This is a genomic window from Actinomyces sp. 594, from assembly GCF_019325145.1.
In the GTDB taxonomy this organism is placed as follows: Bacteria; Actinomycetota; Actinomycetes; order Actinomycetales; family Actinomycetaceae; genus Actinomyces.
Genome location: NZ_PIZC01000060.1, coordinates 31,065 through 57,329 on the forward strand (window position 1 = coordinate 31,065; position 26,265 = coordinate 57,329).

Genomic DNA, 26,265 nt, shown 5'->3' on the forward strand with positions numbered 1-26,265 from the left:
GACTCCGCCGCCGAGCGCGCGTCCCGGGCTTTCCCCATCCTTTCCGGCCCTAGTCCGGTCCTGACCGCTGCAGTGCCGGGACTCCCGCCGCCTGCGACCGGCCCCCGGGAGATGAGTCACGCCAGTCGTACTGTCCTCGCCGCGCGCGTATGTGTCAGCCTAGAGCCATGCGTTACTCCTTCGCTACACTCGCCGTCCCTGCCGCAATACTGCTCACCCTGGGAGTATCTGCCTGCCAAGGCAGCGCTCCCTCCGGCGCCGCCACACCCACAACGGCGCCATCCGCAACCGCAGTTTCCAGCACAACGGCGGCGCTCCCCGAGGAGGCGCTCACCACCCCTACCGCCCGCACCGTCTCCGCCATGGATATCAAGGTTGGCGACTGCCTGATCTACGGAGACAACTCAACTCCCGCCACCTCAGCGGCGACCGAAGGAGCATCCGGCGCGCCCGGCCCCACCACTCCCCAGGCGACCGACTCCACTGACACTGGCGCGGCGCCAGGCGGCGGCACCGGGGGGACCGTCGCCAGCGCCAGCCTGGTTGACTGTGCCGCCCCCCACCTGTACGAGGTTTTTGCCGAGGGCGCCATCTCCGCCGACGCCTTTCCCAGTGACGAGCTGATGGAGCAATACATCTCAGACATCTGCTACGACGCCTTCCAGACCTACGTCGGCACCAGCTACGACGACGCCTACTCCCAAGGCCGTTACGCGATCACCTCGCTGCGCCCCACGCAGACCACCTGGGAGCAGGGCGACCGCACCGTGTCCTGCATTCTCACCTCCGTTGACGGCAGCGAGTTAACCGGCTCCGCCCGCGGCGCCGGCAACTGATCGGCAGCTGAGCCACACCAGTGGTCCGCGCCGAGCCGGCCAGGAGGCCCCGGGCGGCGTGCCGGCTACGGCCGACCCGCGCGGGCACCGACGCGCTCCGGCGCGGCCACATCCGGTGAAGTGGGCGTACCGTCCGGCGCGGGCCCGAGGTCCGCGATCAGGTCCCGGGTGGTGCGGCCATCTCCCGAGGTGTTGTCAATGCCCGTCAGTGGCCGCTCCCGGTGGTCAGCCGCGGCGCCCGGCTGCGGGCACTGCGCCCGACCGGAACCAACGCCAAGGACGCTTCCCCCGCCCGACGCCGCAGCCGACTCATCCGCTTCCTGTGACCGCTCGCTCCAAGCGCCCACAGCCCGCGCTTCCTCGGCGCGCATCGCCGCATCCTGACGCATCATGAAGGCGGTGGAGATCATCAGCTTGATGCGGTTGAGCTGGTTGACCTCGCTGGCACCCGGGTCATAGTCGATGCCAACGATGTTAGCCTGCGGGTAGCGGCGGCGAATCTCCCGGAACATGCCCTTGCCGACCACGTGGTTGGGCAGGCAGGCGAAGGGCTGGCAGCACACGATATTGGGCGTGCCGTGCTCGATCAGCTCGACCATCTCCGCGGTCAACAGCCAACCCTCGCCGGCCTGGTTGCCGAGGCTGAGGATCTCGCTGGCCTTCTCGGCCATTTCCGCGATCGGGGACTCGACGTCGAACTTGCCGCCGGCGGCGGCCAGGGCGGCGCGGGCCGGGGCCTGCACCTGCTCGATGAACCAGACGGCAGCCTTCTTCTGGTAGACGGTGTTGGTCCCGATGCCGTAGGTGTCGGCCTTCCACTGGGCGGTGGTCATGCCGTTGAGGAAGAAGCCCAGCAGCCCGGGGACCACGGCCTCGCAGCCCTCGGCCTCGATGACGTCGACCACGTGGTTGTTGGCGTCCGGCTGGAACTTGACCAGGATCTCCCCCACCACGCCGACGCGCGGTTTGCGGGGCACGTCCGCCAGTTCCAGTGCGTCGAACTCGCGCACCATCTCCCGCAGCAGGCGGCGGTAGCCGATGCGCCCGCCCCAGGTGGCCGAGCGGCCCTTGTGCTCGAAGAACTCGCAGGTGATGGCGTTCCAGCGCTCGTACAGCGCCTGCGCGGAGCCGGGCACCGCCTCGTAGGGCCGCACCCGCAGCAGGCAGGTACTCAGGGTGTCGCCGATGACGACCCCCTGCAGCGCCTTGAAGGCCATGGTGGGGGTGAGCTTGAAGCCGGGGTTCTCCTCGATGCCCTGCAGGGAGACGGCCAGCACCGGAATCTGCGGGTAGCCGGCCTCGCGCAGGCCCTTGCGGAGCATGGCGGCGTAGTTGGTGGCGCGGCACATGCCGCCGGTCTGGGAGATGGCGACCACGCACTTGTCGGGATCGTGGGAGCCGTCCTCGAAGGCGCCGATGAGCTGGCCGATCACCATGATCGCGGGGAAGCAGGCGTCGTTGTTGACGTAGCGCAGCCCCACCTCGAGGTCGGCCTTGCTGGCGGACTCCAGCAGCTCGACCTTGTAGCCCAGGCGCCGCATGAGCGGCACCAGCGGCCGGAAGTGGATCGGGCTCATCTGCGGCATGAGGATGGTGTGCGTCTGGCGCATCTCCTCGGTGAACATCGGGGTGGTGGCGGCCGGCAGGCTCCGCTCGCTGCGGGCCACGCGCCCGGCGAGCGTGTGGTCGCCGTCGTCGGCGGGCGCCGGGTTCTCGCGCAGGGCGGCGCCGTCCTCCTTGCCGACGGCGATGGCGGGCGCGGTGGTGTCGACCTCGACCGGCTGGTCGTCCAGGTCCAGCGCCTGCTCGTCGACGACGGCGTCCGCCGCCTCCTCCCCGACCTCCGCGCCGGCCTCCCGCCGCCGACGGCGCGCCTGGCTGGCGGCGGCGAGCGAGCGCAGGCGGATGGTGGCGGCACCGAGGTTGGAGACCTCGTCGATCTTGAGGGTGGTGTACACCCCGCCCGCGGACTCCAGGATCTCCTGCACCTGGTCGGTGGTGACGGCGTCGACGCCGCAGCCGAAGGAGTTCAGCTGCACCAGTTCCAGGTCGTCGGCCTGGGTGACCAGTTCGGCGGCCCGGTACAGGCGCGAGTGGTAGGCCCACTGGTCGCGCACGCGCAGCTTCGGGGAGACGTTGGCGACGGCGACCGACGCCGTGGGCGCCGGCAGCCCCTCCGCGGTCACGTCGGACCAGTCGGCAGGCGCCTGCGGGTCCTCCTTGTCACGCCCCAGGCCACGGCGGATGGAGGCGACGGCGCGGGACAGCGCACCGCCCGCGACCGCGTGCTCGACGCCGTCGGCAGCGCCGCGCGAGGAGCCGTCGGGGGCAGGCTCAGGCTCGGGCAGGATCGAGTCCTCGGACAGCACCGCCATGCCCAGGGTGTTGATGACGTCGGGGACGCCGTGGTTGATCTCGGGGTCGATGTGGTAGGGGCGGCCAGCCAGCACGATGCCCTTGCGACCGTTCTCGCGCATCCACTCCAGGGTGCGGCGGCCCTCGGCGCGCACGTCGGCCTTGAAGGCGGCGTCCTCGGCAAAGCCCGCGGCGACGGCCTTGCGGGCCTCGGGGAGGGTCACGTCCCAGTCGGCGAATACCTCCACCAGGCGCTCGGCGAGCTTGGCCGGATCAGCCAGGTTCAGGAAGGGCGCGAGCATGCGCACGCCGTCGGCCCGCTCCCCCTCGGCAGCGGCAGCGCCGTCGGCATTCGAACCCTCGCGAATGGCCTCGACGTTGTTGCGGATGACCTCAGGGTAGGTGGCCACGATCGGGCAGTTGTAGTGGTCGTCGGCGCCGTCGACGAGCCCGCGCTCGTAGAAGACGCAGGGGAACCAGATGGTCCCCACGCCCTTGTCGATCAGTGACTGGACGTGGCCGTGGGCGAGCTTGGCCGGGTAGCACACGTTCTCGGAGGGGATGGAGTCCATGCCCTTCTCGAACAGCTCGTGGTTGGAGCGGCCCGACAGCATTACGCGGAAGCCCAGCTGGGTGAGGATCGTGAACCACAGCGGGTAGTTCTCGTACATGCCCAGCACCCGGGGCACGCCGATCTCGCCGCGGGTGTCCTGCCCCTGGCGCAGGCGCCGGTAGGCGAAGGTGCGCCGGTACTTGTAGTCGTACAGGTTGGGCATGTCGGACTTGGTCTTGCGGCGCTCCTGGGTGGCGCCGCGCTCGCAGCGGTTGCCGGACACGTGCCGCTGACCGTCGTTGAAGGTGGTGATGGTCAGCTTGCAGTGGTTCTGGCACAGCTTGCACACCGTGGTCTCGGAGGTGAAGCCGAAGCGGGACAGCTCGGCCAGACTCATGAGCGTGCCGGGGACGCCGTCGTAGGTCTCGTGCGCCGTCAGGGCTGCGCCGAAGCAGCCCATGAGGCCGGCGATGTCCGGGCGGACCACCTCGCGGCCGGTGAGCAGCTCGAAGGCGCGCAGCACGGCGTCGTTGAGGAAGGTGCCGCCCTGCACGCTGATGCGCTCGCCCAGTTGGGAGGCGTCGCGCAGCTTGATGACCTTGTACAGGGCGTTGCGCACCACCGAGTAGGACAGCCCGGCGCTGATGTCGCCGGGGGTGGCGTTCTCCTTCTGGGCCTGCTTGACCGAGGAGTTCATGAACACGGTGCAGCGGCTGCCCAGGTCCACCGGACTGTCCGCAGTGAGTGCCGAGGCGGAGAACTCCTGGATGGACTGGCCCATGGACTGGGCGAAGGTCTGCAGGAAGGAGCCGCAGCCGGCGGAGCAGGCCTCGTTGACGGAGATGGAGTCGATGGCGCCGCCGCGGATGCGCAGGTACTTCATGTCCTGGCCGCCGATGTCGATGACACTGGTGACGCCGGGGTTCAGGTGGGCGGCGGCCCGGTAGTGGGCCATGGTCTCCACGAGCCCCTCGTCAATGCGCAGCGCGGCCTTGACAATGCCCTCGCCGTAGCCGGTGACGCAGGAGCGCACGATGCGCACGTGCTCGGGCATCTCCAGGTGGATGCGGCGCAGGATCTCGACGGCGGCGGTGACGGGATCGCCCTCGTTGCCCGCGTAGTGCTCCCAGACGATGCGGTCCTGGGAGTCGATGACGACGGCCTTGATGGTGGTGGAGCCGGCGTCGATACCCAGGAAGCAGTCCTCGTAGCGGGTGGGGGCAATGGTGTGTGCGGCTTCCTCGGCGGAGTCCGTGCCGCCGGGCGTGTTGGCACCGGCGCAGACATCGTCGACCTCGGTGGCGGGCGGGGCGGGCCAGCCGACCCGCTCCACCGTGGCCCGGGCGTGGCGGGCGCGGAAGGCGGCCAGCTCGGCGTTGTCGGCGAACAGGGGGCGCATGCGACTGGCGCCCGCGCCGGCGGCGCGGCGGGAGGCGAGGCGGTCGGCGATCTCGGTCAGCGACGTCGGCTCCCCCTCCGCCAGGAGGGCGGCGCCGACGGCGACGTAGAGCTGGGCGTCGTCGGGGCAGGTGAAGGAGTCGACCTGGTCGGCCAGGGTGCGTTCGAAGGCCCGGCGCAGCTCGGGCAGGAAGTGCAGCGGACCGCCCAGGAACATGACGTTGCCGCGGATGGGGCGGCCGCAGGCCAGGCCGGCAATGGTCTGGGTGACCACGGCCTGCAGCACGGAGGCGGCCAGGTCCTCGCTCGCGGCGCCCTGGTTGATCAGCGGCTGCAGGTCCGACTTGGCGAACACGCCGCAGCGCGAGGCGATCGGGTAGAGGGTCTGGTACTTGGCGGCCAGCTCGTTCAGGCCGGAGGCGTCCGTGTGCAGCAGTTGCGCCATCTGGTCGATGAAGGCGCCGGTGCCGCCCGCGCAGGTGCCGTTCATGCGCTGCTCGGGGGTGGGGTGCAGGTAGGTGATCTTGGCGTCCTCGCCGCCGAGTTCGATGATGACGTCGGCCTCGGGGTTCTTGGCCTGCACGGTGCGGGTCTCGGCAATGACCTCCTGCACGAAGGACAGCCCCATCAGGTTGGCCAGGTTGAGCCCGGCGCTGCCGGTGACGGCGCCGCGCACGCGCGCGCCCGGGAGGGCGGCGTCGACCTCGGCCAGCAGGCGGGAGACCTCGCCGCGCACGTCGGCGTTGTGGCGGCGGTACTCGGCGAAGACCGGCTCGGGGAAGGGCTCGCCCGCGACCGGCTCGGGCATGAGCACGAGCTTTACGGTGGTGGAGCCGACGTCCAGTCCCATGCGCAGGGTGGCAGCGTGGTTGGAGGCATCGGCGCCGGGGGTCGTTGCCGCGGACGGGGCCCCGGCTGCGGTGACCATGCCGGTGGCGCGCCGGGTGGGGAAGGCGGGCATGCCCAGCGGAATGGCCATCAGGGACGGGGCGGTGCCCGGCTTGGGAGGCTGAGGCATGTCCGCTGGGGCGGGCGCGGCGTCTGGGGCGGGCACGGCGTCCGGGGCGGGCACGGAACCGGTCCCAGACGGCCCGGGCGCGCGGCGCAAGCCTGCCGACGCGGTCGCGGTGCGGGAGCGAGCGTCGGCGTAGTCGCGGTCATCGTTCTGGAACATGCATTCACCTCTCGACCCAATGGGCGATGTCGCCTGTCGTGGCGGAGTCGTGGCCCGCAGTCGCATAGAACCGTAATCACGCACGCCGCCCCACTTCAACGGCGTTGAAATAACTCCGACCCAGGTCTTTAGTCCCAGCCGGTTTTCCCTGGAAGCGCCGCATTACGGCCCTCCAGGCACCTCCCAGGCCCTGAACGCCGTTGAATACTGCGCCGACGCAATTACCTAATTCAGGGAGAATCAGGGAGCGCTGAGTGACCGCAGACGGATACCTCCGCGATCGCTGGGCACTACCCACCCGGGAGCCAGCCCGATCAACTAGCCTCTAGGCATGAACGACGTGGCCACAACCCCTGGGGCCAGTTCCCAGAATCGTTCGCGGCGCCTTCACCCGGGCGTCCCCACCTCCGCTTCGGATGGCACCGCCGGTATTGCCGCCGCATCCGACACTGGGCGTCGTCGGGGTCCGCGTTCCAGCGGCACGGGCACGCAGTCCACGCGCGAGGCGATCCTCGCCGCCGCCCGCGCCTCCTTCCTGGCCAAGGGATTCGCCAAGACCACCATCCGCGGGGTCGCTCGGGACGCCGGCGTGGATCCGGCGCTCGTGTCCTATTACTTCGGCACCAAGGGCGACCTGTTCGGCGCCTCCATGAATCTGCGCATCCGCGCCAGCGAGGAGATCGCCAGGGTGGTCTCCGGGGACATCCGCACCGCCGGGCCGCGTCTGGTGCGACTGGCGATGACCGCCTGGGACGACTCCTCCGGCGGGGCGACCTTCCGCGCCCTGCTGCGCTGGGTGGCCACCGACGACGGCGCTCCCGAGGCGGTGCAGACCTACGCCACCGAGCAGATAGCGGTGCCCGTGATGCAGGCCCTGGAGCAGGCTGGGGTACTGGGACCCGACGCCCGCGAGCGCGCCACGCTGGCCGGCAGTCAGCTAGTGGGACTGGCCATGATCCGTTACACCTACCGGGTTGAGCCGATCGCCAGCGCCTCCGTGGATCACCTGGTGGAGGTGGTGGGGCCGACCATTCAGCACTATCTGACCGGTCCGCTGCTGCGGCGGCAGGCAACGGAGAACCACTGATCCGCCTCCCGCGCCCGCCGTCACCGGGATACGCCCGTACGCGCCGGCCCTAAAGGCCTGGAGGTCCGGAGGGCCGCCGCACTGCCCGTACCGGCTGGCGCAACCGCCTGCGGCACACCTCCGGGCAGGCGTTTGCGGGGCGGGCCGTCCGAATACCGTTACCTATCCCGGTGTGTCACACGTTCCCGTTAGCATGGGGGCGTGATCTTCAAGGCCGTCGGCGACTGCGCCCCCTACCCCGCACACGGGGTCACGGCGCAGCGCGACTGGGCGGCCATCGCCCCCCGGCAGATCCGGCTCGACCAGTTGGTTACTACGCGCGCCCAGCTGGATCTGCGCGGCCTGCTTGACGACGATTCCACTTTCTACGGCGACCTGTTCGCCCACGTGATCGCCTGGAACGGGGAGCTCTACCTGGAGACCGGGCTGCACCGGGCCCTGCGTGCCGCACTCCAGGGGCGCACCTCCATCCACGCGCGGGTGCTGGAGCTGACCAACGACGGCCACCCCCTGCCCGCCCCACCACCGCCCACGGAGTAGACGGCGGCGCGAGCAGACGGCAGGTGGTGAAAAGTGTCCGGATCCGGCACAAACGTCGTCCGGGCGTCTCGCGGCGAGCTGCAAAACGGCGCGATTCCAACGTTTTGAATAACCGCGATGGGCGCTGTCGAGTTGTTAATGCCGTTTCTGGACAGTTTGCCGACTGGCGCCCCGCGTCACCCCTGCCGACGGGCCCGCTTGGCGTAGGCCGGGCCCTCGAGCTCGGTGCCCGCGGGCGCCGACGCCGGTGAGGCCTCCTCCAGGTTCGTGCCCCGGGCCCGGGAGATGGCGCGCATGGCGTGGTAGACGACGATTGCGGCCAGCGAGCCCAGGGCGATGCCGGCGAAGGTCATGTCGCCCCAGCTGAAGGTGTAGTCGGCGATGGCGATAACCATGGCAACGGCCGCCGTGTTGAGGTTGACCGGGTCGGAGAAGTCCACGCGGTTCTGCACCCAGATGCGCACCCCGAGCATGCCGATCATCCCGTACAGGACCGTGGCCGCCCCGCCCAGGACGCCGGCCGGGATGGTGGCGATGATGACACCGAACTTCGGCAACAGAGACAGCCCCAGGGCGGTGGCGGCGGCGATCACGTAAGCGGCCGTGGAGTACACGCGTGTGGCCGCCATGACGCCGATGTTCTCCGCGTAGGTGGTTGTGCCCGAGCCGCCGCCCGCGCCCGCGAGCATGGTGGACAGCCCGTCCGCGAACAGCGCGCGGCCGGTGACGTCATCGAGGTTCTCCCCCGTCATGGCGGACACCGACTTCACGTGCCCGATGTTCTCCGCAACCAGCACCAGCACCACCGGAATGAAGAGCCCCAGGAGGCTGAGGTCAAAGGTGGGGGCGCGGAACTCCGGCAGGCCTAGCCAACCGGTCTGGGAGACCTGGGAGAAGTCCACCTCGCCGCGCACGCAGGCGGTGGCGTAACCGATCAGCACGCCGATGAGGATCGACAACCGCCCGATAATTCCCTTGAACAATACCGTGATCACCAGGATCGACACGATCGTCACCAGGGCGGTCACCGGGGCGGTCTTGACGTTGTTCCAGGCGCTCGGCGCAAGGTTGAAGCCGATCAGGGAGACGATCGCACCGGTGACAATGGGTGGCATGAGCCGGTCGATCCAGCCGGTGCCGGCCACGTGGACGATTACGCCGATAAGCGCCAGCAGCGCACCGACCGAGATGATCCCGCCCTGCGCGAGCGAGGCCCGAGCCTCGTCCAGCGGCACGCCCGCGTCCGCCGCATACCCGGTGACCGCCCCGATGGGCGCGATCAGGGCGAAGGAGGAGCCGAGGTAGCTGGGCAGGCGGCCGGACGTGACCAGGATGAACAGCAGCGTGCCCAAGCCCGTGAAGAACAGGGTAGTGGACGGGTCGAAACCCGTCAGCAGTGGCACCAGGAAGGTCGCGCCGAACATGGCGACGACGTGCTGCACGCCGATGCCGACGGTGCGGGGCCAGCTCAGGCGCTCCGCGGGAGTGACGACCTCGCCGGGGGCGATCGAGCGCCCATCCCCGTGGAGGGTCCAGCCGCGAAAACGGCGCTTATCGGTGGAGGTCTGGTCCGAGGGCACGTGGGCTCCTGTCGCGTGAGGGGACGGGAACCGGCGTGCTGGAAGAGCTCCCCGCACGCCGGAGCAGCGGGGCCCGACGTAGCCCCGCCGGGGTACCAGTGTAGGAGCCGTGCGATGGCCGCGCCGCCACGACCAGTCGGCCACCAGGTCCAACTGGAGGAGCCCCGAATGCCCGGTGCTCTCCTGCGTGCGCGCTCGCCGTAAGGCCGGGGCAGGTGCAGCCCCGCGTCACGCCCCAAACCGGAAAGCCATTAACGTTCGTCTTGCTAGTCGAAGAGCGCGTGCTCATTCCGGGGATCGCCAGGGCCCTGCCCCGCACAGCAAGCTCGAAACGAGCCCGCGTAGTATGCGTGGCAGGTTTGAACACCGCGCATAAGCACGCATGGAGTAGCCCAAAATAAGCAACCGGGAATCTAGATGGGCGGGCGCATGTAAGACCGGATCCGGCGTTTAAGTCCGTCACATACGTTCACAACATGTGTTTCACATGATTAGCATAGGAACGCCACCTTTACTAAGAGCTGGTCCGAGGCGGCAACGGCCGTCCCCTCCCTAACGAACGGAAGCAGCTTATGTCCCTCAGCACTCTTGCCTACATCGCAATCGACCTGGTCGCCCTCATCCTGCTGGTCGGGGTCCTGTACACGCGGCGGCACGCCCGCAAGGACCTGCTGGCGGCCTATGTAGGCGTGAACGTCGGCGTCCTGGCGGTCACGCTGCTGCTGTCTACGGCATCCGTAGGCGCGGGCCTGGGACTGGGCCTGTTCGGCGTGCTGTCAATTATCCGCCTGCGCTCCACCGAGCTGTCCCAGCACGAGGTCGCCTACTTCTTCGCCGCGCTGGCCCTGGGGCTCCTGGGCGGGATCACCGCCGCCCCACTGGCGATGACGGCGCTGCTGATGGGGCTCGTAGTCGCCTCACTGTGGCTCGCCGACCACCCGGCACTCATGCGCCGCAGCCGTCACCAGATCATCATGCTGGACCGGGCCATCACCGATGAGGACACCCTCATCGCCCACCTGGAGCAGCTCCTGGATGCGCAGGTGCGCACGGTGGAGGTTCAGCGCCTCGATCTGGTCAACGACACCACCCTCGTTGACGTGCGCTTCCGCATCCCCAAGTCGGGCCACACCAGGGCGGCTGCCGGAGCACCAGGCCGGCCTGCTACGAGCGCCCCGGCACCCGCCGCGGCGGCCGCCTCACCCGCACCCCGGCCGACGCCGGCCCCCTCCCAGCCCCGTCACAGCGCCGACGCCGCAGCCACCGCCCCGGCCGAGGCCTCCAGCTACCGCTTCCCGCCCACAGTCTCATCCGCGGTCCCGCCGGCTGCTCCGCCGGCGATCCACTGACTGCCAAACGGCGACCCACGCAGCTACAGCCTCAAGCGATCGGAGTACACCATCATGACCCAGCACCTGCGCACCTCTCATCTGCCGGCAATCACCCTGGATGAGCTCAACGCCGCCGCCGGACTGCTCACCCGCATTGACCGCAAGTACCTCCTCCCGCTGGCTGCGGCCCAAGATGTCGTCAACTCCCTGAGCGGGCAGGCACGCGTGCTGCGGATTGACGGCCTGCGCAACTTCGCCTATGCCTCCACCTACTTCGACACCCCCGAACTGGACTCATACCTGCTTGCGGCCCGCAAGCGTCGTCGCCGCTTCAAGGTGCGCACCCGCTCCTACCTGGATTCCGGTCTGTGCTTCCTGGAGGTCAAGACCCGCGGGCCGCGCGGCGCCACGGTGAAGAAGCGCATGCCCTGCGACCTCGACGACGCCGACCGCATTACCGCGGACGGGCGCCGCTTCGTGGCCGAGTGCCTGTCCCTCGCCGGCACCTGCTCGCCGACGCGTGCCGCCGCCGTCGCCGAGGACCTGGTGCCGGTGCTGAGGACCTCCTACGAGCGCTCCACCCTCAACCTGCCCGCAGCCGGCGCCCGGCTCACTGTTGATACCGGCCTGCTCTGGACCGCCGTCGGCCCCCAGGACTCCGACGGCCTGGGCGAGGCGACGGCGTCGGTCGGGGACCTGGCGATCGTTGAGACCAAGAACCCGGCCACGCCGTCGCCGGCAGACCGGTTGCTGTGGGCACAGGGGCACCGCCCAGCGCAGATCTCCAAGTACGCGACCGGCATGGCGCTGCTGCACCCGCAACTGCCGTCCAATAAGTGGCACCGAGTACTCGGCCGCGAGCTCGCCGACCAACGCCATGCGGGCCCCGGCAGCCTGGCATCCGCCGCCTGAGCCAGCAAGTCAGCAACCGCCCCGGCTCGGGGCATCCGGCTCAGCCCGGAATTCACCCGCAGCGGTGCAAGACCGCCGCGCCCGGGAGCTGAGGCAATTCCTCGGCACCCCGCAGTCACAAGGAAATCGGCTCCGTGCGCCCTTTTTAGCGCCGTAGCCGGGAAGCCGCACCCGCACACACTTTCAACTACCACCGCCAGTCACTTCACAGCAATACGAGGACATCACACATGAATTTCTCAGCCAAAAACCCGCTCATCAGCATGACGGGCTACGGTACCGTCCCCGCCCGGCGCATTCACACCCGGCTCTTGCTCCCGCTCGCCGCGGTCGCGCTGGCCGCGGGCTGCTCCGTCGGCAGCACCTCCAGCGCCGCATCATCCGGGACGGGTATCGAGGCCGACACCTCCTCCAGCACTTCCGGCACGGCCTGGACCACCATCACCAGCGAGGTGGCACAGGCCTCTACGGGGGCCAGCGCCGCCGAGATCCTGGCGGCCAACGCCGACACCTCCGCGGCCACCGCGACCGTGACCGCGGACGACGACGCCGGTACGTACGACGCCGCCTCCGCCACCACGATCACCCTGTCCGGCGACTCGGCGAGCGTCGACGGCGACGGGGCCGGCGGGGTGAGCGTCGACGGCGGCACCATCACCATCGGCGCCGCCGGCACCTACGTCCTGTCCGGCGAGCTCACGGACGGCCAGGTGGTCGTGAACGCCGACGACGCCGAGGTGCGGCTGGTACTCGACGGCGCCTCCATCACCAACGCCGACGGGCCGGCCATCGACATCCAGGACGCGGGCAGCGCCGTCGTCGTACTGGCCGAGGGGTCCGAGAACACGCTCACCGACGGGCAGACCTACACCGACACCTCTGCGGACGCCCCCACGGCGGCCCTGTTCTCCTCCGACACCGTGGTGATCACCGGCACCGGTGCGCTGACCGTCACCGGCAACCACAATGACGCCATCTCCTCCAAGAACGGCCTGATAATCCAGGGCGCGCCCACGCTCACGGTGGACGCCGTCGACGACGGCATCCGCGGCAAGGACTACCTGGTCATCGCGGGCGGCACCATCACCATCACCGCGGGCGGGGACGGGCTGAAGTCCACCGAGGACGACGACGAGACCATGGGCTTCATCGCCCTGGGCGCCGCCGACATCACCATCACCTCCGGCGACGACGGCCTGTCTGCGACCACCGACGTCACCGTGGATGGCACCACGTTGAATGTGACTGCGGGTGGCGGGCAGGCGAACGCCACCCAGGAGGAAGGCTTCGGCGGGGCACCCGGCCAGCCGGGCGGGGCCGCGACCGGCTCGGGCAGCGCCGTCGGCCCGGAGGACGCCACGGACGCTGAGGACGAGTCCAGCGACGACGAGTCAACCAAGCCCAAGGGCGTCAACGCGGGCGTCAGCTACACGCAGGAGGAGGGCACCGTCACCCTGGACGCGGCCGACGAGGGCCTCCAGGGGGCATTCATCAACATCTCCGGCGGGTCGCTGACCATCACCGCGGGTGACGACGGCATCAACGCCACCAACGGTGACTACGTGATCGAGGGGTATGAAAACGTCGACTCCGAGTCCGACGACGGCGCGGTGCTGACGATCTCCGGCGGGCAGGTGCAGGTATCCTTCACCTACTCCGACGGCATCGACTCCAACGGGTCCGCATATGTGACCGGGGGGCAGGTCGTCGTCTCCGGCCAGGCGGGCACCATGGACGGGGCGGTTGATGTCAACGGAGAGAGCCAGCTGATCGGCGTCACCGGTTCCCCGAGCGTGTCCGCGGGTGACACCATTACCGTCACCGGCGCGGACGGCACCTCCTGGGAGATGACCAGTGTCTTCACCTCGCAGTACCTCACCGTACTGGGCCTGACCGAGGGCGAGGAGTACACGGTGGCCACCACCTCGGGCGGTTCCGCCACCGGCACCGCCGCAGCCCTAAGCTCCGGCATGGGTGGCGGCATGGGCGGTCAAGGCGGCATGGGCGGCCAGGCGCCGTCCGGCGAGGTTGGCGGCCAGGGCGATCCCGGCGCCCCCTCGGGCAACACCAATGGCGGCTTGGGTGGCGGTCCCGGCCAGGCTCCGGCCGACGGAACCCAGTCCACCGAGTCCTGAGGCGGGCCTGCGCACGGCGGCCTGAGACGCCGGTAGCCGTGCGCAGGCCAAGCTGGCTCTTCGCGTGTGAGGGTGTGGCGGCTCGCGTGTTGCAGAGTCCGGCACGGTGAACCGGCAGGCTCACCGTGCCGGACTTGGCTGTCGACAACCCCGGCGTCTGGAAGCGGGTCCATCTGCAACGCCGCTTCCCGGTCTGCAACGCCACTTCGGGGTTAACAACGCCAGTTAACCGTCTGCTGAAGGGCGCCGAGGTATACAGCAGGCCGTTAAGTAGCGTTGTTAACGTCCAACCGGCGCAGTAGACACCTCGCCCCACCACCGCACCCGTAAAACGCTAGGAGCCGGGAAACGGACGTAGCAGACGAGTTCGGGACCACCAGTGGCGGCATAAGCTCCGGGCATGACCACCGTTGAGGCACCCGCCGTCGCGCCGCTCGCCCGCCACCTGGCCGGGCCGCTGGATGACCATGCCGCGCCGGTACTCGTCCTGTCCCACGGCATCACCGACTCGGCGGCCTGCTGGATCGAGGCGGTGGACCGCTGGTCCGCCTTCGGCTACCGGATCGTCGCCCTGGACGCCCGCGGCCATGGTGACTCCCCGCGCTGGGAAGAGCCGGACCTGGCAAACCAGACGACGACCGGCGAGCGCCTGGCCACCGACCTGGTGGACGTGCTGGAGGACCTGCGCGCCCACGGCCTGCGCGGCGAGGGGCCACTGCGAGCGCCACTCGCCGTCGTCGGGCACTCCATGGGCGGGGTGACCAGCCTGGATGTGGCCGCGCACCGGCCCGACCTGGTGGACGCCGTCGTCGCCGAGGATCCGGCCTTCGTCACCCCGGTCTGGCGCCATCTACTAGCCATTAACGCCTACCGCCAGGTGCGGGAGATGCGACAGATCGCCGCCGACCCGCAGGCGCGCTTCGAGCTGGAGATGCGCAACAACCCCACCTGGTCGCCGCGGGAGACCCGCGCCAGCGTCGAGGCCGCATGCGGCGTCGACCTGGCCTTCATCGCCCAGGGCTGCGTCTCGCCGCCGACCCCCTGGGAGGAGGTCATCGACTCCCTGGCGGTGCCGACGCTGATCGTCACCGGCACCGAGCGGGTGGTGCTGCGCGGTGACAACCTCACCAACATCACCCGCCGCGCCAACGCGTCTATCGAGACGGTCGTGATCGAGGGTGCGCCCCACTGCGTGCGCCGCACCTTCCCCGACCGCTTCCACGCCATCACCGACCCCTGGCTCGCCCGGCGCCTGGACACCGGTCCGCGTCAGTCGGTCGAGCGCACCAGCCACCAGGCGGCGTAGGGCGGCACCGGCACCTGGCCGTCGCCCGCACCCTCCAGGCTGGTGGACCCGGAGGGCACCGTGTCGGTGAGCACGTCCACCGCTCCGAGCACCCCGTACTCGGCCAGCCGCGCCGCGGGCACGGAGCGCCAGTCCGGGGTCACGTTGTACACGCCCACGAAGCTGCCGCGCGGGTGGTCGCGGAAGGTGACCAGCACGCCGTCGTCGTCGACGGGGGCGACGATGGTGCGCACATCCGCGCTCAACTGCGGCAGTGAGGCCCGCACCTTGCCCATGTGGGCCAAGTCGGTGAAGACGCGGCCCGGCACCGTGGAGCGGTCGTGGCGCTCGGCGATGGCGGCCTCGCTCAGCCGCGGGCGGCCCGCCCAGCGGGAGTCGGACTCGTGGCCCGGCTCGGTGTCCCAGTTGGGGTCGTTGAACTGCGCCAGCTCATCGCCGCTCCACAGCACGGGGATACCGCCCCAGCCGTAAATGATGGCGTAGGCCAAGCGCATGGCGTTGAAGCGCTCCTCCAACCAGGTGCGCAGCTCCTCCTCGCGCCAGGCGGGGGTGTGCTCGTCGATCCCGGCCACCGCCTCCGCCGCGGCCTCAATGCCGATCAGGGAGGCCGCGGTGCCGGCGGTGCGCCGATCATTGGTGACCGGGTTGTACTGGAAGGTCAGGCCACGGGCGTCACTCATCGGGTACAGGCCCGTGTACCAGTCGGCCAGGAAGACCCGGTGCCAGTAGCCGGTCAGGCCCACCGCCTCGGCGTCGGCGTCGTCGATCGCCCAGCCGATGTCGTCATGGCAGCGGATGTAGGTGATCCAGGTGGCCGTTGACGGCTCGATCGGCAGCGAGGAAAACGTCTGGGCGGCCAGGCTCACGGACCGGCTGGCCAGCATGGACCAAATCTGCACCATCAGGGAGTTGTGGTAGGCCAAGTCGGAGACCTTGCCGGTGTAGCGTCCCTGCCCCAGGTACTGCAGCAGTTCGGTGGGGGCGACGATCGCCTCCGCCTTCAGGGCGATGGCGGGGCAGGCGATGCGGGTGAGTGCCCGCAGCACCTCGGTGATGGAGTGGACCTCGGGCTGCCCCTGGCAGTCGGTGCCCTTGCGCTTAATGGTGAAGGCGATGGCGTCCAGGCGCAGCACCTCCACCCCGCGGTTGGCCAGCTCCATGACGATCTCGACGAACTCCTCCATCACCTGGGGATTGCGCCAGTTCAGGTCCCACTGGAAGGAGTTGAAAGTGGTCCACACCCAGCCGTCGAGGTCCTCTTCCCAGGTGAAGTTGCCCGGTGCGAAGTCGGGGAAGATCTCCGGCAGGGTGCGCTCGTACTCGTCGGGCTCGGTGCGGTCGGGGTAGATGAGGAAGTAGTCGCGGTAGCGCTGCTCGCCGGCGCGGGCGCGCCGGGCCCACTCGTGCTCCCGCGCCACGTGGTTGAGCACTAGGTCAATGACCAGGCTCATGCCCTCCTTGCGCAGCTCACCGGTCAAGTGCTCCAGGTCGTCCATGTCACCCAGGTCGGGTCGCACGGAGCGGTAGTCGGCAACGGCGTAGCCGCCGTCAGAGTCGCCGGGGCGGGGGGTGAGCAGGGGCATGAGGTGGAGGTAGCTGACGCCCAGCTCCCGCAGGTAGCCGATGCGCTTCTCCACGCCGCGCAGGTCTCCGGCGAAGCGCTCGGTGTAGCCGGAGTAGCCGATGCGGGAGGGGTCCTGCACCCAGGCGGGGTCAAGGGTGCGGGCCAGATCGAGGTGGCGCAGCTCGGAGCTGCGGGCCGCATAGGTACGGGCGGCCTCCGCCAGCAGGCGAACCGCGGTACTTCCGGCAGCGGGCTCGCCGTAAAGGGTGAGCAGGCCGTCGACTACGTCCGGGTACCAGCGCTCTACGCGGGTCGTGAAGATCTCACGCTCAGCGCGGGACAGCTCAGCGGTGGCGAGGGCGGTGTCAATGGCATCGCGGACCTCCTGGGGCACGGCGGCAGCCGCGGCTCCGGTGGACCAGGTGGATGCGGGGCCGGTGGGGTCGGCGGGTGTGGGAGCGCTCATACCTCTATGGTCCCCGATTCAGCGGCTGAGCGGGAGCACTTTCGGGCGGCGATGCCGCCGCAGGCACGACAGGTGTCACAAATTGCACCACTTTAAGGGCGCCCGCCAGCGCACCGGCGTAGCGATCCGCGCAATTCCGCGGCAGAATCGGCCAGGCTCCGGGGAGGTGCCCGGAAAGTGGTGCATTCTCTGACACTCATAGCCGCATCCGGTGCCCGCAGACACTCCTCAGGCTTCCCGCAGACGTAATCCGGCACAATCGCGGGCCGGATAGCGGCCACCTATTCCTCGGACTGGGGGTGCGCGCGGTCGTAGGCCTCGCGATGGGCCAGCACCTGCTCGGCGTTGCCCTCCGCCCAGGCGCGCAGCGCGGCGATCGGCTCCGCCAGGCCGGCACCGAGCGGGGTGAGCGTGTAGTCCACGCGCGGCGGCACACCCGGGGTCTGCTCGCGCAGCACCAGCCCGTCCCGCTCCATCGAGCGCAGCGTCTGCGCCAGCACCTTGGGTGTCACGCCGCCCACTGCCTGACGCAGCTCACCGAAGCGCCGTGGTCCCTGCGCCAGCACGGCAACGATCAGCGGGGTCCAGCGGTCAACGACGTGCCGCAGCACAGTGCGCGAAGGGCACTCGGGCGACAGTACGTCATAAGCGGCGAGCGGCCGGCCTGCGTTGGCGCCCGTGGCGGCGGGGACGGCCTGCGCCGCCTCGGCCGCGGGCACAGCACCCATCCCCGCCGCAGCGGGCGCGGCAGCATCCATTGAATGTGACACGAGCAACTCCATAGTTACCTTGAGGTACTTGGTTTCAAATAAATACCTTAACAGTGTGGCCGCCGCACCGCGAGCAAAGACGGCGCACGACCCGCAAAACCACAAGCACTAGGAGCCCCCCATGAACATCACCGTCATCGGCGGAACCGGCAACACCGGCGCAGCCGTCGTGGCCGAGGCCGCCCGCCGCGGACACACCGTCACCTCCGCCTCCCGCTCCGGTCGCCACGCCGAGGGTGCCGCCAAGGACGCGACCGCCGACCTGACCGATACCGCCGCCATCGTCGACCTAATCAACGCCGCCGACGCGACCGTGATCGCCGTCTCTCCCGACCGTACCGGCGGCCCCGTGCAGCCCACCGTCGACGCCTTCAAGGCGCTGATCGCCGCCCGGCCGACGGGCAGGCTCGTGATCGTGGGAGGGGCCGGCTCGCTGCTCGCCGCAGACGGCAAGCGCCTGCTCGACTCACCCGACTTCCCCGCCGAGATCAGGCCGGAGGCCCTGGCCTTCAGCGAGGTGCTTGAGGCCTTCCGCGCCGCGGGCGACGCCCTGGCCTGGACCCTTGTCTCCCCCGCTCCGGCCTATCCCTCGGAGCAGTCCACAGGCGCCTATGTGGTCGGCAAGGACAGTCCGGTCGGCGCGAACCTGTCTCCCGCAGATCTGGCCATCGCGCTGGTCGATGAGATTGAGCGCGACGCGCACCGCGGTGAGCGCTTCGCCGTAGCCAGCGCCTAGCCGCTCGCCGTACGGGCGACGCCGGCGTCGCTCTGGAACGGCCGCGCAGCCGGGCTAACCGGGTGCTCCACCGCCGACGTGCTGCGCCGGCGGTGGAGCAGCCCTAATAGGCCGGTGCCGGTGCTTCGCCAGCCAGGTGCGGCGGCGAAGCACCGGCATATGAGCTTCTTTGTAGACACGCGCCTACGCTCGGGGCATGCTTTGCCGCATGGCAAGCACAACCGCGAGCACCACTGTCCCCGCCACCCCTCCGATCGCCCTGGCCATCGCCGGATCCGAGGCCTCCGGCGGCGCCGGCGCCCAGACCGACCTGAAGACCTTCCACCAGCTGGGCGTATTCGGCTGCACGGCCCTGACCTGCATCGTGTCCATGGACCCCAAGAACAACTGGGACCACCGGTTCGTGCCGATCGACCCGCAGGTGATCACCGACCAGATCGAGGCGTGCGCCACCGTGCACACCGCGATCGACGCCGTCAAGATCGGCATGCTCGGCACCGCCGCCACGATCGACGCCGTAGACGCCGCCCTGGAGCAGTACCAGTTCCCGAACCTGGTGGTGGACCCGGTGCTGATCTGCAAGGGCCAGGAGCCCGGTGCCGCCCTCGACGTCGACAACGCCCTGCGCGCCAAGATCCTGCCCCGCGCCAAGGTCACCACCCCGAACCTGTTCGAGGCCGCCACCCTGGCAGGAGTGGATGAGATCACCAGCGTCGAGCAGCTCAAGGACGCCGCCAAGCGCATCTACGACCTGGGCGTACCCAACGTCCTGGCCAAGGCCGGCCCTACGCTCGGCACCGGCACCGCCCTGGACGTCTTCTACGACGGCCAGACCCTGGAGGTCCTGGAGGTGCCGGCGGTCGGCACCGAGCGCATGCACGGCGCCGGCTGCACGCTGGCCGCCGCCATCACCGCCGAGCTGGCCAAGGGCGCCACCCCGCTGGAGGCTGCGGTCACCGCCAAGAACGTGGTCTCCGCGTCGGTGAACCCGGGCATGCACGGCAACATCCCCTTCACCTACGTCTACCAGGGCTTCTACCGCGGCTGACGGCACCCGAGGGCGCGCCGGGCCGACCGTGAACCGCCGATCCGGCCGACGGCGCCGAGCGGCCCGCCGGCCGCCTGGCACGACGGTTCACGTCGCCTCAGCAGACGATTCACGACCTTGGGGTGCGTTCCACGACCACCCCGGGGTCGTGTTTTGCACCCCAAGGTCGTGGAACGCAGTCCTCTTCGCTAGCCGCCGACGTCAGCACCGGCCCCTGGACAGATACGCGGCGCAACCCAGTAGACAGTCTGTCTACTATCTAGATAGTCTGACTACATGGACTCCTCGACTTCGCGCCTCCTGCGCGGCTTTCTTGAACCCTGTCTGCTCGCCCTGCTCGAAGGCGGCCCCGATTACGGCCTGTCGCTGACCCGGCGCCTGAGCGAAGCCGGTCTGGAGAAGGTACCCGGCGGCAGCCTCTACCCGGCCCTCACCCGCCTGGAGCGCCGCGGCCTGCTCATAACCTCCGTTCGTCCCTCCGACTCCGGCCCCGCGCGCAAGTACTATGAACTGACCGACGCCGGCCGTGCCGAACTCGCCACACGTCGCGAAGAGTGGCGCGGCTTTCGTACCGCGTTCTCGGCCGTCCTGGAGGCCACACCGCCGGGGAGCATCCGAAGCCGAGCGGCAGCGGAGGCGCACCAATGAGTACCGCCGCCGGATTCGAGCCCCCACACTCACCCGCGGCCGGCCAGTACGAATCGACCTGGTACCAGAGCCTCGCAGCCGAACTGACGGCACACGGTCTGAGCGCCACTCAACTCGAACGGGCCATCGCCGATGCCCGCTTAGAAGCGACCGCGGCCGAAGTCCCACCCACGGCTCTTTTCGGTCCCGCAGTTATATACGCCCGTGAGCTCGCCTCGGCCTTGCGGGAGGACGGCGTCATCCCTGACCGACGAGCTTCAAAGTCAACAATCGGACCGGTGGTGCTGCGCTTACGGGACATCACCGTTCGTCGCGCCCGTCGCACCGTCTTGTCGGGCCTGAATCTCACGGTGCGACGCGGCGAGATCGTCGCCGTCGTCGGCTCCAACGGGGCCGGCAAGTCCACCCTTCTCCAGGTATGTGCGGGCCTGCTGCGCACCGACTCCGGCAGCGTGGAGCGGACTAAACGCTTCGGCTACGCGCCACAACTCGACGCCCTCGCTCCACTGCTGACCGTCGACGAGCACCTGCGGCTGTTCGGGGCCCTCGACGGCGCGGGCCGCGGCCGCGCCGTCCCGACCGGCCACCGGATCCTCCGGCGTCTGGGATGGCGCCCCAACGGCGAACAGATCACCCGCACCCTTTCAGGGGGCACCCAACAGAAGCTCAACCTCGCCCTGGCTCAGCTCACCTCGCCCGAACTACTGCTCCTGGACGAGCCCTACCAGGGCCTGGACGCCCTGGCCTATGAGGACCTGTGGACTCTTATCTCTTCCTGGCGGGGCTCCGGCGCCGGAGTCCTTCTGGTCACCCACCTGCTGCGCGACATCGACTTCGTCGATCGCGTCATCGAGCTTCCCGCCCCCGAATCCTCGACGAAAGATCGCACGACGGAGGAGTACGCCGCATGACCGCAGCCACCATCGCCGAGTCAGCCGGCCCGGCACCGGCCCCCGAAGGCCGGCTGTTGCACACCGCCGTGCTGGTCGCCAGGGTCACCGTCCACGAGCTGTCCCGACGGCGTGGCGCGCTGGCCCTCGCCCTGCTGTTGCCACTCACCTTCTACCTGGCACGAATTGATACGCACTGGACCGCACTGCGTCTGCTGTCGATCGGACTGGGCTGGGCCACTGCGACGCTCGCACTGTTCACGTCGGTGTCCTCGCGGTCAATCGACCTGCGGCTGGCCGCGAGCGGGGCCAGCCCGACGGCGCTGGTACTGGGCCGACACGCAGCGGTCCTGGGGCTCGGCTGGCTCATTGCCGCGCTCTACTCCGGGCTCGTTCTACTTACGATCGGGAATAAGTTGGCCCATCCAACCTCCGTTCCGCTCATGCTGCTTCTGACCGTGACCGTGGCCGCGCCGCTGGGATCGGTGGCCGCCGCGCTCATCCCAAGAGACCTGGAGGGCGCGCTCCTGCTATTGGCGGTCATGGCTCTTCAGCTCCTCGTGGATCCGACCGCCGCGTGGACTCGGGTACTGCCCCTGTGGTCGACGCGGGAGCTATCCAGCTACATCGTCGAGGCGTTGGGCACACAGGCGGACGACTACCTCCAACGCGGGCTGCTTCACGGAGTGGGCTTCGCCGTCGGGCTGGTGGTGCTGACCTGGCTGCTAGGTATCTGGCGTCTACGGGTGATTCGGCTGCCCGAGCCGCAGTGACTCGCGGCCTCATCCCCGGTGAGACAGAAGAGGCCGCCTTCGCATACTCCACGACCTTGGGGTACGTTCCACGACCACCCCGGGGTCGTGCTATGTACACCAAGGTCGTGCAGTGCGACGAAGGTAGTGGAGTACGCCCGCCTCAGCCGAGCTCCCACAGGGCGGACACCGGCAGCGCCCACAGCGAGCCGCCCAGGGTGTGGGCCAGACAGCGCCTGTGCGCAGCCCTCGCGCACGAGCGCGCGGTGCCCAGCGCCCCCACTCGAATCACTCGTAGGCCGGCTCGGGCGTGATGTTGCGCGCCATGTTGGCGAAGCGCGACAGGTGTCCCTGGAACGCCACCGGGATGGTGCGGGTCTGGCCGTTGCGGTGCTTGGCGACGATGATGTCGGCCTCGCCCGGCCGCTCCTCCTCCTGGTAGTACTCGGGCCGGTGCAGCAGCATGATGACGTCCGCGTCCTGTTCCAGCGAGCCGGACTCGCGCAGGTCGCTCATCTGCGGCTTGTTGCCAGTGCGCTGCTCGGGCCCGCGGTTCAGCTGGGCGACGGCGACCACCGGGATGTCCAGCTCCTTGGCCAGCAGCTTCAGCGAGCGGGAGAACTCGGAGACCTCCTGCTGACGCGACTCGACTTGCTTGCCAGAGCTCATCAGCTGCAGGTAGTCCACCACCATCAGCCCCAGCCCGTGGTGCTGCTTCAGGCGCAGCGCCTTGGAGCGGATCTCCGGCATGGTCAGGTTCGGGGAGTCGTCAATGAACAGCGGCGCCTCGGAGACGGGATTGTAGGCGCGCGCAACATCCTCCCAGTCGCGCTCGTCCATCTGGCTGCCGCCGCGCAGCTTGTTCATGGCCACGCCCGACTCGGCGGACAGGATGCGCATCATCAGCTCCATACGCCCCATCTCCAGGGAGAAGTAGCACGAGGGGATGAGGTTGCCGTCGGCGCCGCGCGAGTGGATCGACGCTGAGCGGCAGAAGTCGACGGCGAGCGTGGACTTACCCATGGCGGGGCGCGCGGCCACGATGATCATCTGCCCGCCGTGCAGGCCACCTAGCAGCTCGTCCAGCTCCACGAAGCCCGTGGGCACGCCCCGCATCTGCCCGTCCTCGCGGGCCTGGCCGGCCTCGATCTCGAGGTTGGCCTCGTTGAGCAGTTCCCCGACGGGCACGTAGTCCTCCCGCTCACCCTCCTTGTGGGCGACGGCGTATACCTCCGACTCGGCCAGCGTTACGAGCTCATCGATGTCACCGGCGTCGGTGGAGTAGCCGAGCTGGGCGATGCGGGTGCCGGCCTGCACCAGGCCGCGCATCAGCGACTTCTCCTTGACAATGCGCGCATAGTAGGCGGCGTTCGCGGCGGTGGGCACGGTAGCCATCAAGGTAGCCAGGTAGGGCGCGCCGCCGATGCGCTCGAGCTCGCCGCGCTTGGACAGCTCATCGGCGACGATCAGTGGGTCAGCCGGCTCGGACCGGTTATACACCTCCACGATCGCGTCAAAGATCGACTCGTGCGCGGGCTTGTAGAACTCGGGGCCGCGCAGCACCTCAATGACGTCGGTGATCGCCTCCTTGCTCAGCAGCATGCCGCCGAGCGTGGACATCTCCGCCTCCAGGTCCTGGGGCGGGACCCGATCAAAAGTACCGTCGTAGCGGGCGTCAACCGGGCGGTCCTCGCCGCGAGTGCGCGCGCCGATGGTGTCAACATCGGTCATCAGTCGGTCACTCCCCCCCTGCAGCGCCCCACCCAGACGGGTCGCGCCGCGACACTAGCGGGCCGGCCGGGCGGTCGCAAACGGTGACCTCTTGCAGGCTGTGGGCAACCACCGCCGACGTGTGGAAAACCCCCACCTGCCTGTGGGCGACGCGCCGCGCAGGGTGTGGAGCGCCCTCCCTCCCACGATCCGCATACCTCCGTGAAACCCCCGGAATACACCGGAATCCCGCCCCGAGTGGCCGACGGTCACAAGCCACAGCACCCCCGCTCCAAACCGCAATCAAAATCTGTGGATAAGTGGGTATTCCTGTGGATGAACCTCAACCTCGACCTGAGGGACTGCCCCGCAACCTCACATGCTCCCCGCCCGTGCCGCGCCGCCCGCGCACGGTCCGTTCTCAGCGGCGCATGAGACACTGGCCCGCCCCCACCCGGATGGAGTATCGCGTGCCCGACTCGCCTGCCTCTCGCTCCCGCACAACGCGCTCAGGCGCCGACCCGAGCGATTCCGCCCCGTCCAGCATCACGGCACGGGTGGCGCCCGCCTCCCTGAACCGCCAGATCCTCTCCCTTGCCCTGCCCGCCCTGGGAGCGCTGGTCGCCGAGCCGCTGTTCGTGCTGATCGACTCGGCGATGGTCGGCCACTTGGGCGCGGGCAGCCTCGCAGGCCTGTCGCTGGCCTCCACCCTGCTGACCACGATCGTGGGCCTGTTCGTCTTCCTCGCCTATGCGACGACGGCGACCACCTCCCGCCGCTTCGGTGCCGGGGACCGGGTCGGCGGCCTGAGGGCCGGCATCGACGGCGCCTGGCTGGCGGTACTGCTCGGCCTGGTGGCGGCGCTCCTGCTCGCCGTCGGCGCCCCGTGGGCGGTGGGGGCCATGGGGGCCGACGGCGCCGTGGCAGATGCCGCCGTCGCCTACCTGCGCGCCTCCGCGCCCGGCCTGCCGGGCATGCTGGTGGTCTATGCGGCCACGGGCACGCTGCGCGGCCTGTTGGACACGCGCACGCCCTTTGTGGTGGCTACGGCGGGAGCGGTCGGCAATGTGGCCGTGAATGCGACGCTGCTGTACGGGGTGCGCATGGGGATCGCCGGCTCCGGCCTGGGCACGGCTATCGCACAGACAGCGATGGCGGTGGCGCTGCTGGTTCCTGTGATCAGGGCGGCGCGCGCGGCGGGTGTGCCGACCTCGCCGCGGGCTGCGGGCCTGCGCGCCTCCTTGGGCACTGGTGCGCCCCTGCTGGTACGCACCTTGTCGCTGCGAGCGGCGATCCTGGCGACGGTCTGGGCCGCTACCGCTCTGGGGGCGACGGCGCTGGCCGCCCACCAGGTGGTCAACGCGCTGTGGAACTTCACCGCCTTCGCCTTGGATGCGCTCGCCATCGCCGCGCAGGCACTTGTGGGTACTGCCCTGGGGCGGGCCGAGGCCGCGCGGGCGGCACAGGTTGCCGCGGATCAGACCTCTGCTACGCCAACCGACCCGAGCTCCCGGCGTACCGGTTCGGGTCTGGCCGAGCGCCGGACTCCCTCCTCAGCGTCCCCGCAGGCATCCGCCGTACCGACGGTGCCGGATAGCGGCCCCACGGTCGACGCCGTGCTGCGCCGCTGCCTGGCTTGGGGCGTGGCCGCGGGGGCGGTGATCGGCGTGGTGCTTGCGGCCGGAAGCCCATGGCTGCCGCACCTGTTCACCTCCGACCCAACGGTGCTCGCCGCCTCCCGGCCGGCCCTGCTGGTCGCGGCCACCGCAATGCCGCTGGCGGGAGCCGTCTTCCTGTTCGACGGCGTGCTCATGGGGGCCGGTGACGGCCGCTACCTGGCGTGGGCGCAGATGGCGACCCTGGTGCCGTACCTGCCGCTCACCGTCATCATCGCCCAGGGTGGGGCGGTAGGCGGCAGCAACGGCCTGGTGTGGCTGTGGGTAGCCTTCGCCTGGGTGTTCATGGGCGCGCGCGCCCTGGTGACGGGCCTGCGCGCCCGCTCCGACGCCTGGCGGCACTGAGCGCGGGGCACGGAGCCATCGGTTATTACTACAACCACTCGCATACAGCCGTCGTAGTAGGGCGCAACGACTTCCGCGGTGAGCACGCGGCCGTCAAAGCACAGCCCACCCCGGGCGGGACAGGAGGCTGGCGGGACCTGACCGTTCGTGCTCTCGCCCGACGGTTCGTACCTTCAGGACGACGCTTCGTACATCATCTCGACGGTTCGGCACCCCGAGGTACGAACCGTCACCAGAAAGTACGAACCGTCGGAGCCAAGTGCCGAAGCGTCACGCATAGTGCCGAAGCGTCAGCCCGATGCCGCCCGCAACAGCACGCCCTCACCCGTAAGCCGGCCTCGACAGCCCCGCGCTCTCAAACCGGAAGCGCCACACACGGGTACGGCTAACACGTTCCATCCGGCGGCCGCGCACAAAGCCGTAGCCGACGCGCCTGGCGGCGCGTCGGCTACG

The 26,265-nt window shown here is 69.7% G+C and carries 18 protein-coding genes; 13 read left to right on the plus strand and 5 right to left on the minus strand.

The features are described from left to right. Positions 1 to 167: 167 nt before the first annotated feature. On the plus strand, positions 168 to 836 hold the full coding sequence (locus GZ998_RS10975) for a septum formation family protein (RefSeq protein WP_219109851.1): 669 nt from the start codon (positions 168 to 170) through the stop codon (positions 834 to 836). Positions 837 to 901: 65 nt separating this feature from the next. Here GZ998_RS10975 and GZ998_RS10980 read toward each other — a convergent pair whose 3' ends face one another. Then, complete coding sequence (locus tag GZ998_RS10980; protein ID WP_162679752.1) at positions 902 to 5,992, minus strand: acyl-CoA dehydratase activase-related protein; 5,091 nt, start codon at positions 5,990 to 5,992, stop codon at positions 902 to 904. Between the two features lie 655 nt (positions 5,993 to 6,647). On the opposite strand from GZ998_RS10980, the gene GZ998_RS10985 reads away from it, so the two are divergent. Further along, entirely contained in the window at positions 6,648 to 7,403 is a 756-nt protein-coding gene (locus tag GZ998_RS10985) for a TetR/AcrR family transcriptional regulator (RefSeq protein ID WP_219109852.1), read from the plus strand. Between the two features lie 201 nt (positions 7,404 to 7,604). Further along, entirely contained in the window at positions 7,605 to 7,943 is a 339-nt protein-coding gene (locus GZ998_RS10990; RefSeq protein WP_162679745.1) for a type II toxin-antitoxin system VapB family antitoxin, read from the plus strand. A 176-nt stretch (positions 7,944 to 8,119) separates the two neighbouring features. Here the strand turns inward: GZ998_RS10990 and GZ998_RS10995 are convergent, their stop codons facing one another. After that, on the minus strand, positions 8,120 to 9,523 hold the full coding sequence (locus GZ998_RS10995) for a uracil-xanthine permease family protein (RefSeq protein ID WP_162679744.1): 1,404 nt from the start codon (positions 9,521 to 9,523) through the stop codon (positions 8,120 to 8,122). 572 nt (positions 9,524 to 10,095) lie between these two features. Here GZ998_RS10995 and GZ998_RS11000 point away from each other — a divergent pair. From GZ998_RS11000 to GZ998_RS11015, 4 genes are all read left to right on the plus strand, one after another. Beyond that, a complete protein-coding gene (locus GZ998_RS11000; RefSeq protein ID WP_162679743.1) occupies positions 10,096 to 10,872 on the plus strand; it encodes a DUF4956 domain-containing protein in 777 nt (258 codons plus the stop codon). Between the two features lie 54 nt (positions 10,873 to 10,926). After that, positions 10,927 to 11,766: a polyphosphate polymerase domain-containing protein gene (locus GZ998_RS11005; protein ID WP_219109853.1), complete on the plus strand. Its 840-nt coding sequence runs from the start codon at positions 10,927 to 10,929 to the stop codon at positions 11,764 to 11,766. A gap of 230 nt (positions 11,767 to 11,996) precedes the next feature. Next, positions 11,997 to 13,901, plus strand: coding sequence for a carbohydrate-binding domain-containing protein (locus GZ998_RS11010; RefSeq protein WP_374939210.1), 1,905 nt, complete (start codon positions 11,997 to 11,999; stop codon positions 13,899 to 13,901). Positions 13,902 to 14,301: 400 nt separating this feature from the next. After that, entirely contained in the window at positions 14,302 to 15,207 is a 906-nt protein-coding gene (locus tag GZ998_RS11015; RefSeq protein WP_219109854.1) for an alpha/beta fold hydrolase, read from the plus strand. Here GZ998_RS11015 and GZ998_RS11020 read toward each other — a convergent pair. Together GZ998_RS11020 and GZ998_RS11025 are read right to left on the minus strand one after the other, a co-directional pair. Continuing rightward, entirely contained in the window at positions 15,171 to 17,237 is a 2,067-nt protein-coding gene (locus GZ998_RS11020) for an alpha-amylase family protein (RefSeq protein WP_219109855.1), read from the minus strand. The genes GZ998_RS11015 and GZ998_RS11020 overlap by 37 nt on opposite strands. Positions 17,238 to 17,518: 281 nt before the next feature. Continuing rightward, a complete protein-coding gene (locus GZ998_RS11025) occupies positions 17,519 to 18,007 on the minus strand; it encodes a helix-turn-helix domain-containing protein (RefSeq protein ID WP_308807234.1) in 489 nt (162 codons plus the stop codon). 121 nt (positions 18,008 to 18,128) lie between these two features. Here GZ998_RS11025 and GZ998_RS11030 point away from each other — a divergent pair, with 121 nt between their 5' ends. The 5 genes from GZ998_RS11030 to GZ998_RS11050 all read left to right on the plus strand — a co-directional run bounded on the left by GZ998_RS11030 (position 18,129) and on the right by GZ998_RS11050 (position 22,102). Further along, on the plus strand, positions 18,129 to 18,743 hold the full coding sequence (locus tag GZ998_RS11030) for an NAD(P)-dependent oxidoreductase (protein WP_219109856.1): 615 nt from the start codon (positions 18,129 to 18,131) through the stop codon (positions 18,741 to 18,743). 208 nt (positions 18,744 to 18,951) lie between these two features. Continuing rightward, a complete protein-coding gene (gene thiD, locus GZ998_RS11035; RefSeq protein WP_219109857.1) occupies positions 18,952 to 19,791 on the plus strand; it encodes a bifunctional hydroxymethylpyrimidine kinase/phosphomethylpyrimidine kinase in 840 nt (279 codons plus the stop codon). Between the two features lie 276 nt (positions 19,792 to 20,067). Beyond that, positions 20,068 to 20,439: a PadR family transcriptional regulator gene (locus GZ998_RS11040; RefSeq protein WP_219109858.1), complete on the plus strand. Its 372-nt coding sequence runs from the start codon at positions 20,068 to 20,070 to the stop codon at positions 20,437 to 20,439. After that, positions 20,436 to 21,350 (plus strand): ATP-binding cassette domain-containing protein, encoded by a 915-nt coding sequence (locus GZ998_RS11045; protein ID WP_219109859.1) that lies wholly within the window; start codon positions 20,436 to 20,438, stop codon positions 21,348 to 21,350. Before GZ998_RS11040 ends, GZ998_RS11045 begins: the two co-directional genes overlap by 4 nt. Beyond that, entirely contained in the window at positions 21,347 to 22,102 is a 756-nt protein-coding gene (locus GZ998_RS11050; RefSeq protein WP_257505897.1) for an ABC transporter permease, read from the plus strand. Before GZ998_RS11045 ends, GZ998_RS11050 begins: the two co-directional genes overlap by 4 nt. A gap of 267 nt (positions 22,103 to 22,369) precedes the next feature. Here GZ998_RS11050 and dnaB read toward each other — a convergent pair whose 3' ends face one another. Next, the gene (dnaB, locus tag GZ998_RS11055) at positions 22,370 to 23,812 is read right to left on the minus strand and encodes a replicative DNA helicase (RefSeq protein ID WP_257505899.1); all 1,443 of its coding nucleotides are present in this window, start codon (positions 23,810 to 23,812) and stop codon (positions 22,370 to 22,372) included. 437 nt (positions 23,813 to 24,249) lie between these two features. On the opposite strand from dnaB, the gene GZ998_RS11060 reads away from it, so the two are divergent. Continuing rightward, positions 24,250 to 25,812: an MATE family efflux transporter gene (locus tag GZ998_RS11060; protein ID WP_219109865.1), complete on the plus strand. Its 1,563-nt coding sequence runs from the start codon at positions 24,250 to 24,252 to the stop codon at positions 25,810 to 25,812. Positions 25,813 to 26,265 lie beyond the last annotated feature (453 nt).

What these genes read in the sequence shown, in the direction of transcription:
- GZ998_RS11040 (WP_219109858.1), top strand. Translation starts at nt 20,068, where the DNA reads ATGGACTCCTCGACTTCGCGCCTCCTGCGCGGCTTTCTTGAACCCTGT.
- GZ998_RS11000 (WP_162679743.1), top strand. Translation starts at nt 10,096, where the DNA reads ATGTCCCTCAGCACTCTTGCCTACATCGCAATCGACCTGGTCGCCCTC.
- GZ998_RS10985 (WP_219109852.1), top strand. Translation starts at nt 6,648, where the DNA reads ATGAACGACGTGGCCACAACCCCTGGGGCCAGTTCCCAGAATCGTTCG.
- GZ998_RS11010 (WP_374939210.1), top strand. Translation starts at nt 11,997, where the DNA reads ATGAATTTCTCAGCCAAAAACCCGCTCATCAGCATGACGGGCTACGGT.
- GZ998_RS11050 (WP_257505897.1), top strand. Translation starts at nt 21,347, where the DNA reads ATGACCGCAGCCACCATCGCCGAGTCAGCCGGCCCGGCACCGGCCCCC.
- GZ998_RS11005 (WP_219109853.1), top strand. Translation starts at nt 10,927, where the DNA reads ATGACCCAGCACCTGCGCACCTCTCATCTGCCGGCAATCACCCTGGAT.
- GZ998_RS10975 (WP_219109851.1), top strand. Translation starts at nt 168, where the DNA reads ATGCGTTACTCCTTCGCTACACTCGCCGTCCCTGCCGCAATACTGCTC.
- GZ998_RS11030 (WP_219109856.1), top strand. Translation starts at nt 18,129, where the DNA reads ATGAACATCACCGTCATCGGCGGAACCGGCAACACCGGCGCAGCCGTC.
- GZ998_RS11015 (WP_219109854.1), top strand. Translation starts at nt 14,302, where the DNA reads ATGACCACCGTTGAGGCACCCGCCGTCGCGCCGCTCGCCCGCCACCTG.
- GZ998_RS10980 (WP_162679752.1), bottom strand. Translation starts at nt 5,992, where the DNA reads ATGGGACTGGACGTCGGCTCCACCACCGTAAAGCTCGTGCTCATGCCC.
- GZ998_RS11045 (WP_219109859.1), top strand. Translation starts at nt 20,436, where the DNA reads ATGAGTACCGCCGCCGGATTCGAGCCCCCACACTCACCCGCGGCCGGC.
- thiD (WP_219109857.1), top strand. Translation starts at nt 18,952, where the DNA reads ATGGCAAGCACAACCGCGAGCACCACTGTCCCCGCCACCCCTCCGATC.
- GZ998_RS11060 (WP_219109865.1), top strand. Translation starts at nt 24,250, where the DNA reads ATGGAGTATCGCGTGCCCGACTCGCCTGCCTCTCGCTCCCGCACAACG.
- GZ998_RS11020 (WP_219109855.1), bottom strand. Translation starts at nt 17,237, where the DNA reads ATGAGCGCTCCCACACCCGCCGACCCCACCGGCCCCGCATCCACCTGG.
- dnaB (WP_257505899.1), bottom strand. Translation starts at nt 23,812, where the DNA reads ATGACCGATGTTGACACCATCGGCGCGCGCACTCGCGGCGAGGACCGC.